Here is a 13,341-nt window from a genome sequence, read left to right on the forward strand (position 1 = left end):
GGACTCCGGTCGCGATGATGCGGTCTTCCGTTGCAGTGGTGCTTGCGTCGGTGCGAGTGTCTCGCGTCGTGATGATTAGACGGGTTGGCGGCGAAGGGCGTTGACGGCCGGTGCAATCCAAACATTGAGCAGTCTGCGGAGTTCTGGGCCTGGCGAATTCGGCGGCGACAGGATGAGTGATTGCATCGTTCGCAGCACGATGTGGATGATGTCGTCGTCGACGGCGGCCGGATCGAACAGCGACCAGTCGACATCGAGTCGTTCGAACATGGAGCGCACCGTGAGCGCGGCGGTCGGATTCGCCAGCGACACGATTTCGGCGAAAGCCGAACTGCGGTGCTCCTTCAGTAGGAGACCCACGTACGGGTCGTCCGGCAGCCGTTCTACGGCGACGGCGACGCCCTCCACGATGGCCTCGGCCGGGTCTCTGATACCCGCGAGAGTGGCGACCAACTCATCAATGAACGACGACGACGCCTCCGCTGCGGTTGCCGAAATGAGCTCGTTATTGCTTGCAAAGTAGTGATAAATGGTTTGGCGTGTCACTCCGAGCCGACGCGACACGGCCGTGATGTTGGTGGCCTCGCCGAGTTCATCGATGGTCTGGCGGGTCGCCATCAGGATGCGCGACACCGCCTCGGCGTCACTGGCGGGCACATTCCCACCCCAGCCACGGGTCCGCATTCGGCCTCCGCCCTTCATGTTGCATCGGGTGGATAAACGTTATCGAACCCCGCGCCAAGGTGGTCATACAGTTGACAAGAGATTGTATGATCAGTGGAAGGTGCAAACGAGGAGGCCTTCTGTGGCAAGTGCAGTGTGTCCGTTCGGATTCGGCTTCGACTTCACTGATCCCGAGGTGCTGTTGAAGGGGATTCCGATCAGCGAGTTCGCGCATCTTCGGCGGACGGCTCCGGTCTGGTGGAACGAGCAGCCCGAATCGATCTTTGACGATGGCGGCTACTGGGTGGTGAGCCGGCACGAGCACATCAAGGCGATCTCCCGCGACGGCGACCTGTGGTCAACCAACCGCAAGGGAGCGGTAATGCGGTTGCCTGATGGCGTGACGGCCGATCAACTGGAACTCACCAAAGCGCTGCTGATCAATCACGATGCACCCGAGCACACACGGCTGCGCAAGCTGGTCTCACGACTGTTCACCCCGCGAGCCATCGTGACGCTGGAAAGCAAACTCGCGGCCGCGGCCCGCGACATTGTCGCCGAGGCCGCGGCCAAGAACACCGGTGATTTCGTCCACGACATCGCGATGAAGCTCCCGCTCTTGGCGATTGCCGATCTCATCGGCGTACCCGAGGCCGACCGCGAAAAGCTGTTCGACTGGACCAATGCGATCATGAACACCGACGACCCCGAGTTCGCCGGCGATCCGACCGCAGCCAACGCCGAGATCATGGGTTATGCGTACAGCATGGCCGAGGACCGCCGTCGGTGCCCGGCCGATGACGTCGTCACGCGCCTGATCGAAGCCGACGTCGACGGCGAGGCGCTGGGTGACGTCGAGTTCGCGTTCTTCGTCATCTTGCTTGCGGTGGCCGGCAACGAAACCACGCGAAATGCCATGACGCACGGCATCAATGCCTTCTTTGAACACCCCGACCAGTGGGAGTTGTTCAAAGAGCGGCGCCCCGACACGGCCGTTGACGAGATCATCCGGTGGGCGACGCCGGTGCACTGCTTCCAGCGCACGGCCAACGCTGACGTCGAGCTCGGCGGCGAACATATCAAGGCGGGTCAGAGGGTGGGCTTGTTCTATAGTTCGGCCAACTTCGACGAGGACGTCTTCGACAAGCCGTTCGAGTTCAATATTCTCCGTAACCCCAATCCGCACTTGGCATTTGGTGGGAACGGCGCGCATTACTGCATCGGTGCGAATCTTGCCCGGATGGAAATCAAGCTCATCTTCGACGAGATCGCCAACCAGATTCCGAACATCGCCAAGCTCGGCGAGCCCGAACGGTTGCGCTCGGGCTGGATCAACGGCGTCAAGAGACTCGACGTCACGTACTCGTAGCCCCCGGCATCCGCAAGCCGTTTCGGTCAAATCGGTAGGGCCGCACGCACGTCTACGGCGGTGTGCGTGCGGCCCGATTCGTCGGGCTTATTGGTGGGCCAATGCGGCGGCGATCAGCTCGTGCCGTGATACCAGCTTCGAACGGTGGCGTCCGGCTGCTTGGCCCCGCTCGCACTCTGATTCGTCTATGGCTCGCCAGCCGTCCCAATCGAGTCGTACGACACCGCGCTCGGTCAGCAGATTGCGTAACACGTCCCGCTGCAGGACATCTCGACCCAGTGTGCCGGAATCGAAGTCGTCCCACAGCGCTGCCACCGTCTCCGCCGCGCATACGCGGTTGCTACCGATTACGCCGCGCGGACCACGCTTGATCCATCCGGTGACATAGACGCCGGGAACCGGTACGCCTGAATCGTCGAGAACCCGACCTTGGTTGTTCGGCACCACGCCGCGGGCCGGATCGAAGGGGACACCGTCAATCGGGATGCCGCGGTAGCCGATCGATCGCAGCAGCAACGACGTCTCCAGGACCTCGCCATCGTCGAGGGTGAGCGCGGTAACATGCTGCGAACCAACGATTTCAACCGGCCTCCCGCCGAATCTGAACACGATCCGTTTATTACCCGGGGTGACGGGACGCGCTGCGTACTCCCGCGCGATGGCAATCTTGCTCGCAGAATCGAAGTCAACTGCGGCCTCCTCGTTGATGGGGTCGCCTTGAATGACGACGTCCACATCCGGCAGGTGGCCCAGCGCCAGGAACTCGCTGACCGAGAACGCGGCATCGGCAAGCCCGCGCCGGGCCAGAATCACCGCCTCGTCGATGTTGCTGCCGCGCAGGGCATCGAGCGCATGTTCCGCGATATCGGTGCCGCCAAGCTCGAGCGGGCCCATCGTGAGGACGCGAGCGACATCCAGCGCGACGTTTCCGTTGCCGATCACCACTGCGCGCCGGCCCGTCAGGTCGAAATGGTGGGACGAATGGTCGGGGTGGCCGTTGTACCAACCGACGAAGTCTGCGGCCGGGTGGCTGCCGGCAAGGTCCTCGCCGGGGAGCCCGAGGGCACGCGTGTCCGACGCACCCACCGCATAGATGACCGCATGATGTGAGGCCAAGAGTTCGTCGTGAGTGACGTCCCGTCCGACTTCAACATTGAAGTGGCAGCTCACGCGGTCGTTGGCGAAAACCGAATCAAACAGGCGCACTACCGATTTCGTGTGCTGGTGATCGGGCGCGACGCCAGCCCGGATCAGTCCGAATGGTGTGGGCAACCGCTCGAACATGTCAACTTCCACGCCGTCGGTGCCGACCAGCTCGGCTGCGGCGTAGCAGGCCGCCGGGCCGGCGCCAACCACTGCTACGCGCAACCCACCCGGCCGCACCGGCGAGTGGCGCGCCGGTTCGGGTGTGGGATCGGCCTGTAGCGGGTGCAGGGCGAAATAGTCGGCACTGAGTTGCTTGAAGCGCTCCAGGTGCGGCGGCAGATCGTCGTCGTAATGGATTGCGTCGACCGGGCATTCGTCAAAACAGGCGCCGCAGTCGATGCAGCTGTCCGGGTCGATGTACAGCATCTCGGCGGCGTCGAATCCGCCGGCGCTGGGCGCCGGACGGATGCAGTCGACCGGGCACACCGGAATGCAGCTCGCGTCCTTGCAACAGTTCTGCGTGATGACGTACGCCACGGTCACACCTCTTCCGGCCATCTAAGTGAACGAGTCAAATGATACTGGACAAGTGTCCGATTTAGATACGCAGTGCGGGCTCCGATTGGCCATAACCGTCAATGCTCTCCGTCGCATCCGCGTGAAATCCTCTTATAATTGGTAGCTTCCTCGCAGCTGTTGCCCCTGAAGCGCCCTTTGAATACCCTGGACACATGTCCAGTATTGCGTTTCTGCCTGGCGCGTCCCGGCCTGATCCAGACCGGCAGCGCGTCCTCATGCGGCGTCGCGTGTTGGGCGCGGCCACTGCGTTGGCCCATTGGTCTTCGCGGACCGCGGGCGGGCCTACTGCGCCGGAATTGGCGACTCAGGCGCGCATCACCCAGTCGACGCTGCACGCACACTTTCCGTCGATCGACGCGGTATTCGCCGACCTCTACCTGGATCGCATGACGAACCTGCCACTGGACGCCGACCCCTCGATTCCGCTGGCCTGCCGTGTCAGTGCACAGCTGCGAATGATCAGTGAGATCTTCGATGACGAGCCTGAGCTGGCAATCGTGTGCACCCGCGCCCTGCTCGGGGAGGACGACTGCGTGGCCGAAATCCGTACCCGCATCGGCGAGGAACTGCACCGCCGCGTCACCGCCGCGTTGGGCGGCGGCGCCTGGCCGGAAGTGGTAGCCACCCTGGAGACCGTGTTCTGGGGCGCGCTCCTGCAAATGAAGACCGGCCTCGTGGGTCGCCGAACGATGGCCACCCACCTGGAAACCATGGTCTCGGTCATCCTTGCCGACCATTAGGCTGCCGCGAACGCCGCATCACAAGCGGTGCGCAGCGTGCTGAATTCGATTCCACCGCAGGTTGGTTCGTGCCATCGTCAGTTAGATCCAGTGGGATGACGAGGTGTCAAGGGCTTCGCAGGCCACCACGTGTATGCCGAAATATGCAGTGGATCAGCGCTTCCGGCGTTCATCGGCAGGTCGCTGCGGAATGGCCTCGGATCGAAGAGATTGTCGCACCTTGTTAGCGCTGGCGGCCGGGACGACGGCGCTGCGGTGCGCCATCAAGTTGCGCGGCGGTTCGCAGATGATCGGACATCATTTGGGCCATGGCTTGTCGTTGCGGTTCAGTGGGTAGGGGCATCTCGGTGACCATTTGACCGACCATGAGTCCGACCGGCGCAGCCCACAGTAGGTCGGCGATCGCGCTGGCGTGGGGTGAGCGTGTGCCGATGAGTTGTGCGATGCGTTGTAGTCCTGGTTGAAGCTTGGCGAGTTGTTCTATTCCCAGGGTTGACCGCAGTGATCTGGTGGCGATGAGTATTTCCATGGCCGTCATGCTGGCTGGGTTGAGGAAGGTCTTCCAGGCGGCGTCGGCGAGGGCTTTCATGCGCTCGTCGGTGTCGGCAATTCCTTCGACTTCGTCGGCGAGGTCGTTTACCGACACCACGAGCGAGGTAATGGCGTGGTCGACGACGGCGGTGAGCAGCCCGTCTCGATCGCCAAAGTGGTATTGGACGACCCCGGTACTCACTCCGGCGCGTTCGATGATGTGTCGGGTACTGGCTGCGGCAAATCCTTCTTCGCGGATGCACCGGATGGTTTCTTCAATGACGAGTTCCCGGGTGCGTTCGGCGCGTTCTTGGCTGCGGTGCCGGGATTGCCTCGGCGTGATGCGGTTTTGAGGTCCTGCTGTCATCGGTGTGCGATCCCGTCTATCCAAATGTTGGGGGAGCAGTGTCGCGGCGTGCGGTTGTCTCGCGTTGCGCTGTGGCCGTGGCGCGGCACAACACATACGATCCTCGGCGGTTGCACGCGTCGATCCTATGTGGGTGCCGTAGCGCGATGACTGCACGTCGTGGGAGCGCATTCAGGACTGCTGCCGCGGTGCGCGCATGAGGTCAACCCAACTCTCGGTGGGCAGGCGCTTGCTGTCGTCGACAGCAAATACGCCGATGTCCCCGTTGTGGTCTTGGAAGAGACCGTTAGCCGAGTCGTACGTGGCGAGTTGAGGCCGTATTGGATTGGGCGATGCGGCCTCCGAGGAGTTTGTTGCTCCGGCGGACCGCCAGTTTGCCGGGGCGTTGGTACTCGGATCTTTTTGGGGCTGAGGCGGTTTTTGACCGTACGGCGGAATGTGTTGATCTGCTGGGGGGGCGTAGGGCAGTGGCGCCGGCGGAGGGCCGGGGGTGGCCGGAGGCACCGGCAAGGGGTACGGGGCGTACTCGGCGGGCCCAGGCCCCGGGGCCACCCCCGGTGGTAGCTGCGTGACGGGAGGCCCCGGGTCGTAGTCTGCGCCCGGTGGAATGAACGGATATTTGTTGGGGGGCAGTATGTTCCGCGGATCGGTGATCGGTGTGTCTTCGGGCACGGCCGGTCCACGCCAGGCTTGATTGCCGATCGGAACGTAGCCTTGGGGATCGCGGCAGAGCGCGACTGTGGGCGCGCGTTTGCCCGGGAATTCTTGACAAGGGTAGTTGCGGGCGCCGCGCACCACCACCGACGAGCTCTGTGGCACTTTGCAGTAAAGGTCTTTCGGTAGGTCGCGCAGAGTCTGATCGCCGGGGGATCGGATGAGCGTCGGCGGGATGAAGCCGACGTTGCACGGCGGCGGGTCACCCAACCCCAGTTTGAAGTCGACTTTGACGCCTTCATCGGGGGGTAGCTGTTCGGCGGCGCTGATGAGCACAGCGGTAACGGCGGGAAGGACGACCAGTGTCTGCTCGATCGACTTGTGGTAGATGACTCCGATGCGGCCGAAGTTGGCGAGGTTGGCTGCCAGCATGGGGAACGACGGCCGGATACCGTCAAAGGTGCGGGTGACCGCAGTTGCGGCGGCCGGTGCGATGTCGAGCAATGATCGCAGTTGTGGGTCGGCGGTGCGCACATTGGTGGTGAAGCGGGACAATCGGTCGGCTAGCGCGGCGATGTTGTCACCGCTGCGGATCTGAGCGTCGAGGAACGGGCCTATGCGGTCGATCAGGACGGTGGTGTCTTCGGCGTGGGCGCTGAGCTGATCGAGCAGAGCGCTGGCGCTATTGACGAGCCGGGCGAGGTCGGGGCCGGCGCCGTTGAATGCGGCCGCGGTTTCGCGCAGCAGTTCCTTGAGTTTGCTCTGGTCCAGGGAGTCGACCAGACCCTGTGCCTGGCGGAGCAGGCCCGCAATGTCACCGCTCAGCGCGGTATGGGAACGATCAATGACCGATCCGTCGTGCAGCACGGGGCCGAGCGGGCCGTCGGATGCGGGGGGGATGAGATCGACGTATTGTTCACCGATCGCCGAGACGCTTTTGGCTGAAGCGGTGACATTGGCTGGTATGGCGATACCGGAGTTGAGGCGCATGTGCACGTCGACGCTGAGTTTGTCGGTGAGGTCGACCGTGGTGACTCGGCCGACGGTGGTTCCGCGGTAGGTGACGTTGGCGTTGGAATACAGTCCGCCGCTGGCGGCGAAGTTCGCGGTGACGTCGTAGCGTCCGATGCCCAACGCCTCGGGTACGCGCAGGTAAAAGATGGCTACCGCTCCGACCGCGAAGACGGAAACGACGGCAAAGATGGTCAATTGCCATCGGATGAGCCGGGTGAGCATCAGCGGCTGCCAGCCGTGGCGGGATCGGGTGCGGTGGGTATGGCGAAAGGGTCCGCGGCCTGTCCGGACAGATTGGCTTGTTCGCCCATCAAAAAGTCGGGGGGATTGAGGATTTCGTCTAGGTGCTTCATGTTCGGGTCCAGCGGTGAGGTGGTGAAGATGTTCTCGCCCAGGCGCCGTTGGGTCAGGTCCAGCGTGGCGATCGCGTTGAGGTAGTCCCCGCGCACCGCTTGCTTGATGCCGGTCTGGGGGAACGGGTAAGTCGCGATGATGGGTAAGGCGTCAATAAGTTCCTGCGCATGGTCAGCTAGCGGTTTGATCACGGTGTAGGAGTGGGTGAGGTCGGCGGTGATGTCGGTTTTGGTTTGGGTCAGGATCTGTGAGGCGTTCTCGCTGAAACGCCGCAGCGCGGTGAAGGTGTCGACGATCCGCTCAGCGTTGGCGTTGAGGGTTTGGGCTGCTTCGGGCAGGGCCGCCAGTGCAGCGGTGACGGTGGGGGAGTTGGCGGCGAATTTGGCAGCCACCTTGTTGATCGATTCGATCGCGTCGACGATGTTGTTGCGTTGTCGGTCCACGGCCGCGGTGAGTGTCTCCAGTTGTGGGAGCAGGTTGGCGAATTGCCCGGCATGCCCGGCGACGGCGGCGTAGGCCTCGTCGGTGATGTCTTGCAGCGCACCGAGATTGCCCTTGTTGACCACCACGCCCAAGGTGGATAGCACTTCTTCGGTGCTGGGGTAACGGCCGGCCCGTTGCGCCGGGATGGTGGCGCCGTTGCTGAGGACTCCCACCGGTGGTTCTGCCGACGGTGCGGCAAGTTCGACGTGTTGAGAACCCAGCAGCGAGGTCTGCCCGAGGGTAACGGTGGCGTTGGCCGGCAGGTGCACCGCCGAACTCAGCGATAGCTGCAGAGCGGCGTAGAACGTGCCGTCGGGGCGTTGCGCGACGCGTTGTCCGGAGACGCTGCCGATGGTGACGTCGTCGACGAGGACGGGCGAGTTCTGCGGGAGGGCGGACACGTCGGGCAGCTCGACGGTGACGGTGAACGATCCGGCGTCGTGGCCGAGTGTGCCCGGCATATCAAGGGAGTTGAGCCCGCCGAATTCGCATCCGCTGATCGCGAGGACGGTGGATCCGATCGTCGCGAGCAGACGCGCCGGCCGGCGGCGGGCCGCTGCGGTGCTCATTGGTGCGGTCCCGGTCCCGGTGCGGTGACAGAGGAAGGCTGATCGGGTGCCGCTGGCATGGCCGGGCCGCCGGGGGCAGCTGCGGCGGCGTCGCCACCCGGAGGTGACGGCGTCGATGGGCTAGGCAGGAGCAGGCTGGAGAGGTCGGTCGCCGAGGACGTGGTGGGCCCGCTCGGTCCGCGCAGCGGCTGCCACTGCAATTGCGATACCGGCGTTTGGGCCTTGGCTTCGGTGGCTGGGGTGTCGTACGTGATCTGGCCCTTGTACGCGGTAATGGTGTTGATCGGATGGAACAGCACCGGCGGGAAGTTCATCATGATCCTTTTCAGAACTGGGGCCATGCGTTGCCGACAGATCTCGGTGCGCTTGTAGTAATCGGGTGTCCCACCGGCGTCGAAAACGCCGGCGCACAGGAACTGGACGGGATTGGCGAAGTTCGGGAGGGACAAAATGGCGCCGATAGAGCCTTGTGCGGGGTTGTAGATGTTGTAGAAGTTCGCCAGCCCGTTGGGTGCGACGTGCAGCACCTGTTCGATGTCTTGGCTGTGTTGGGTCAGCAGTGAGGTGAAGTCGGTCAGCTTGGTCACCTGTCCGCTGATGGTCGGATTGTTCTTGGTCAGAAAGGATTTGACCTGGGCGAGTGCGCCGTTGAGTGCGTCCAGCGACTGGGCGAGATCGGTGGAGCTGTCGGCGAAAACTTGCGACAAGGAGGCGACGTGGTCGGTGAACTGGACGATCTGTTCGTTGCTCCCTGACAGGGTGTCGACTAACGCCCGTAGGTTCTTGATGGTGCCGACGAGATCGAAGCGCGAATCACCGAGGCGCCCTGCAGTTTGGGACAGTTCGCGCACCGCGGTGCGAAACGACACACCGTTGTTGTCGAAGGTGTCCGCAGCCTGGTCGATCGCTTCACGCAGAGGCCCCTGAGGGGTCCCGTTTTGTGGGCCTAGCTGCGTGGCCAGTTGGGTCAGTTGGTCTTTGACGTCGTCCCATTCGACCGGAACGGCGGTGCGCGCCACAGGAATGGTGGTGTGGTCGGACAGTTTCGGGCCGGTGGTATAGACGGGCGCCAACTCGAGTGTGCGCGCTGACAGCAGATTCGGTGCCATGATCACCGCGGTCACGTCGGCGGGCACGGGAACGCCGGCACGGATGGTGAATGTCACCACGGCGTGGTCAGGTCCGGGCTCGATACGGGTGACCGATCCCACTGGCACGCCGAGGATTTCGACATTGTCGCCGGGATAAAGGCCGACAGTTGACGCGAAGTAGCCGGTGATGGTCAGTGGAGCGGACCTGGACCACTGCATCGCCAGCGCGCCGGTAGCCGAGCCGAGCAGCACGACGACCAGAACAATCACCACATAGCGTCTGCGCAGGGCAGCGTTGAATCTGCTCACGGCGATTTCGGCCTTACGATCGTGCGGTCGGTAATGAATCCACGCAAGAAGTCAGCCAGGCTGGCGGGGAGCTTTCCGGGTTGGAAATACGAGTCCAACAAGACGCCACCGAGTGTGGGGGGCGGAACACCGAAGACGTTGGCTTGAAAGCCGGGACCGGATCCGACCACTTCCCCCAGCGCGGTGGCATAGGCGGGCAGCCGTGTCAACGCTTGGGAGATGTGTTCGCGCCGCTCGTTGAGATTGTCCAGAACCAGGTTCAGCTTGACCAAAGCCGGCCCCAGGCATTGTTCGTTGTCTTTGACGAACCCCGACAGTTGGTCAGCAAGGCTTTTGATGCCCGAGATGAGTTGGTCGATGGCGTTGCGCCGGCTGGCCAGTTCGGCGAATAAGGTGTTGCCGTCGGTGATCAGCTGGTTGATCTGGCCCGCGCGTTCGGCCACCACCTGCGACAGGGACGCGGCATGGCGCAGCATCTGTTGCACCTGCTCGTCTCGCGCGTTGACGCTGCTGGCGAGGGCGGTGATGCCCTCGAGAGCGGCATGAACCTGGGGCGTGGCGTCGCGCATGGCGGCGGTCAAGGTGTGCAGCGCTTCGACGAATTTGGGTTGGTCGAGCTCGCCAACGTTGTGCCCGAGGTCTTGCAAGGCGTTGTTGAGTGTGTAGGGCGTGCTGGTGCGCGCCAGCGGGATCAGGGTCATCAGCCCCGAGCCGCGGGGAGTCAGCTCGATCGAGCGTTGCCCGAGCACCGTGTCGGTCTTGATAGCTACCAAGGATTGGTCTCCGACGCGGATTTTGCGATCCACGGTGAAACCGACTTTCGCTGCCTGCCCGGGAACGTCGAGATCAATGGCGTCGACGTGTCCCACGGTGTATCCGTAGACCTGTACCGGATTACCTTCCGCGAGGCTGGCGGCATGGGCGAAGTAGGCGGTGTAGTGACGGCCTTGAGGCCAAAACGGCAGCCCGGTGTAACCGAAGGACACCAACACCAAGCATGTGACGATAGCGATGCCGAAAACACCGGTACGCAACGGATCTCGGCTACCAGGATCATTTAGCAAAGTCGCACCTTCCGTGGTCCGATGCTGGTGGTTTGACGGCGGGCAGCAGAATGTCGCTGCCGGCCGGGCCGTTGATCTTGATCTTGACCGCACAGAAGTAGATGTTGAAGAACGAGCCGTACGCGCCCAATGCGCTGAGCCGCAGATAGTCTTCAGCCAGCGGTTCGATGGTGACGTTGACGTCCTTCTTACGGTCATCAAGCGCTGTCGCCAGCGGCCCAGAGGCGTCGATGATGGCCCGGAAAGGGCGCCTTGCCGTGCTGAGCACGTCAGTGAGGTCGCGTTGGGCATCGGCCAACGGCGGCAATGCGTTTGCGATCGGGTCGCGCCCGCGATTGAGGGTGGTGATCAGCTGCTGAAGCTGGTCGACACTGATGCTCAGTTCGGTGCTTTTCTGATCAGCGGCCGACAGTACAGAGGTGAGATTGTCGATGGTCTGCGCGATGAGCTGATCGTGGCTCGTGACGGCCTGGGTGAACTCGGCGGTGTTGGCCAGCACGGTCGACAGCGTCGCCCCCTTGCCCTGGAGCAGTTCGATCAGCGCGTTACTGACTTGGTTCAGCTTGGCTCCGTCCAGGCCTTTGAGCACGGGGCGCAGACCACCGAGCAACGCGTCGAGATCCAGTGCCGGCTCGGTGTTGCTGCGCGGAATCGTTCCTCCAGAAGGCAGCTTCCGCAGTTCTCCCGGGCCGGCGAGGATCTCGAGATAACGGTCGCCGGTCAAGTTTTGGTAGCGGATCGCTGCGCGGGTGGAGCTGTAGAGCTGCTGCCGCTTGTCGACGGTAAACGTGACCGTTGCGTGGTCGCCGTCGATCGCGATGTCTTTGACTGTGCCCACGGCGATACCGGCGATACGCACGTCTTGACCAGTTTTGAGGCGCGACACCGAGACGAACTCTGCGTGAAATGTGTTGGCGGAGCCGAATCGAAACTGGCCGAAGGTGACGACGAGACCCGCCATCACCAGCAACATGACGGCGGTGAAGATGCCGACCTTCAGTGTGGTTCGTTGTGTGGTCATCAGTAGCGGTCACGTTCGGCGTAGGCACCGTTGAACAGAAACTGCAGCGTCGAGGGGGCGTCAAACTGCAGTTCGGTGTTGGGCTGATAGGGAACGTAGGCGTTGTCTGTCACCAGGAACGGCGGTCGGTACCAGGAGCCGGCTCCCTGTTTGGTGGGAAGGTCGGGCAGGCCACGGCAGTTGGGGCCTCCAGAAGCGTTGACCAGCGGCAGACTCTCCGGATACGTGTAGGCCGCGGACCCGGGGATGAAACCGGCGTTGACAAACAGGGCTGGTTGAACGCCGCCGATGTAGGGGCCGAATTTCTTGTATGCCTTGGCCAAAGAGGTGATGAGGCAACCGTATTCGGGTGAATACTGGCTCATGACGCTCAGCGGAGCGCGCAGCCGCTGGATGGCGGCGGTCAAGTCAGCCGCGGCGGGGGTGAGGGTATCGGCGCCGGTATTCGCCAGGCCTGTGGTAGCAAGCAACGTGGCGCTGAGTTGGTCGCGCTCGTCGACGATGGTGCGGCTGATCGGCGCGACGTTGCCCAGCGTGGATACTAGGTCGTTAGCAGCCGCGTTGTAGATGTCGCCCGCGGCGCTCACCTTCGGCACGTCGTCTTCGAGTGTCGGCAGGTGTGGATTGATCGCGCCTAGGTAGAGGTCGAGAGTGGCCAGGGCATCACCGACGCGCTTACCGTTGCCGCGCAGGCCATTTCCCAGCGCCGTCAACGTCGCGTTGAGCTGAACCGGATCGATCTTGTCGAGGGTGTCGACCAGCGTTTGAAACAGGGTATTGACCTCCACGCTGACGTCGGCGGCCCGCAAATGCGCCTGGGGCGCGAGTCGGTTTCTTGCCGGCTGAGCCGGCGGAAGCAGTTCCACCGACTTGGCACCGAAAATCGTGCTGCTGGCAATCCGAGCGGTCACGTTCGCCGGAATTTTGGATAACTCATCGGACCGGATGGCGAGAGTCAGCTGAGCCGACGCGCCGTCGTACGTGATCTGGGAAACCTTGCCGACCTGAACGCCGAGGAACTTCACCTTGGCGTCACGGTCCATCACCAGGCCGGCGCGCGGCGAAGTCAAGGTCACGACGAAGGTGGGCGTGAATGCACCCCGGTACGACTGGTACGTGACGCCGACGGTTGCCACGAACGAGGCCACTAAGACCAGCGCAGCCAATCGCACCTTCGCTCGTCGCCCGAACGACATCCGCACTTCGCGCTCCTTTCGAGGTAGATCAGTCCACGCAGCAGCCCGCGCCATCGACCGCAATCGGTGATGGCGAGCGGTCGCAACCGGTCACAGATGCAAACCCTAACACGTGTTATAACATAACAGATGGTATAAACTGATGGGCGGGTGGCCTTGTAATTGACGCAAGGCTTTTCACGCGAAGCCGG

At 63.0% G+C, this 13,341-nt stretch carries 12 protein-coding genes; 3 read left to right on the forward strand and 9 right to left on the reverse strand.

Features of this window, described 5'->3' with window-relative positions:
- Positions 1-75: 75 nt before the first annotated feature.
- Positions 76-657 (reverse strand): TetR/AcrR family transcriptional regulator, encoded by a 582-nt coding sequence (locus TL10_RS19905; protein ID WP_234711488.1) that lies wholly within the window; start codon positions 655-657, stop codon positions 76-78.
- Between TL10_RS19905 and TL10_RS19910 the strand changes: the two genes are divergently transcribed.
- A complete protein-coding gene (locus tag TL10_RS19910; RefSeq protein ID WP_423136073.1) occupies positions 623-2,032 on the forward strand; it encodes a cytochrome P450 in 1,410 nt (469 codons plus the stop codon). The genes TL10_RS19905 and TL10_RS19910 overlap by 35 nt on opposite strands.
- 87 nt (positions 2,033-2,119) lie before the next feature.
- Here the strand turns inward: TL10_RS19910 and TL10_RS19915 are convergent, their stop codons facing one another.
- Entirely contained in the window at positions 2,120-3,604 is a 1,485-nt protein-coding gene (locus tag TL10_RS19915; RefSeq protein WP_234711489.1) for an FAD-dependent oxidoreductase, read from the reverse strand.
- Here TL10_RS19915 and TL10_RS31745 point away from each other — a divergent pair.
- Positions 3,594-3,740, forward strand: a complete 147-nt coding sequence (locus TL10_RS31745) for a hypothetical protein (RefSeq protein ID WP_234711490.1) — start codon at positions 3,594-3,596, stop codon at positions 3,738-3,740. The two genes, TL10_RS19915 and TL10_RS31745, sit on opposite strands and share 11 nt — an antisense overlap.
- 169 nt (positions 3,741-3,909) lie before the next feature.
- Positions 3,910-4,497 (forward strand): TetR/AcrR family transcriptional regulator, encoded by a 588-nt coding sequence (locus tag TL10_RS19920; protein WP_043986975.1) that lies wholly within the window; start codon positions 3,910-3,912, stop codon positions 4,495-4,497.
- Positions 4,498-4,720: 223 nt separating this feature from the next.
- Here TL10_RS19920 and TL10_RS19925 read toward each other — a convergent pair whose 3' ends face one another.
- The 7 genes from TL10_RS19925 to TL10_RS19955 all read right to left on the reverse strand — a co-directional run bounded on the left by TL10_RS19925 (position 4,721) and on the right by TL10_RS19955 (position 13,150).
- Complete coding sequence (locus TL10_RS19925) at positions 4,721-5,395, reverse strand: TetR/AcrR family transcriptional regulator (protein ID WP_043986977.1); 675 nt, start codon at positions 5,393-5,395, stop codon at positions 4,721-4,723.
- 171 nt (positions 5,396-5,566) lie between these two features.
- Entirely contained in the window at positions 5,567-7,285 is a 1,719-nt protein-coding gene (locus tag TL10_RS19930; protein ID WP_043986978.1) for an MCE family protein, read from the reverse strand.
- On the reverse strand, positions 7,285-8,469 hold the full coding sequence (locus TL10_RS19935; RefSeq protein ID WP_043986979.1) for an MCE family protein: 1,185 nt from the start codon (positions 8,467-8,469) through the stop codon (positions 7,285-7,287). Before TL10_RS19935 ends, TL10_RS19930 begins: the two co-directional genes overlap by 1 nt.
- Positions 8,466-9,869, reverse strand: coding sequence for an MCE family protein (locus tag TL10_RS19940; protein WP_043986980.1), 1,404 nt, complete (start codon positions 9,867-9,869; stop codon positions 8,466-8,468). Before TL10_RS19940 ends, TL10_RS19935 begins: the two co-directional genes overlap by 4 nt.
- On the reverse strand, positions 9,866-10,933 hold the full coding sequence (locus tag TL10_RS19945; protein WP_043986982.1) for an MCE family protein: 1,068 nt from the start codon (positions 10,931-10,933) through the stop codon (positions 9,866-9,868). The genes TL10_RS19940 and TL10_RS19945 overlap by 4 nt, the downstream gene beginning before the upstream one ends.
- Positions 10,923-11,954: an MCE family protein gene (locus TL10_RS19950; RefSeq protein ID WP_043986983.1), complete on the reverse strand. Its 1,032-nt coding sequence runs from the start codon at positions 11,952-11,954 to the stop codon at positions 10,923-10,925. The genes TL10_RS19945 and TL10_RS19950 overlap by 11 nt, the downstream gene beginning before the upstream one ends.
- Positions 11,954-13,150 (reverse strand): MCE family protein, encoded by a 1,197-nt coding sequence (locus tag TL10_RS19955; protein WP_043986984.1) that lies wholly within the window; start codon positions 13,148-13,150, stop codon positions 11,954-11,956. Before TL10_RS19955 ends, TL10_RS19950 begins: the two co-directional genes overlap by 1 nt.
- Positions 13,151-13,341 lie beyond the last annotated feature (191 nt).

This window comes from Mycolicibacterium llatzerense (genome assembly GCF_000878195.1).
GTDB classification, from domain to species: domain Bacteria; phylum Actinomycetota; class Actinomycetes; order Mycobacteriales; family Mycobacteriaceae; genus Mycobacterium; species Mycobacterium llatzerense.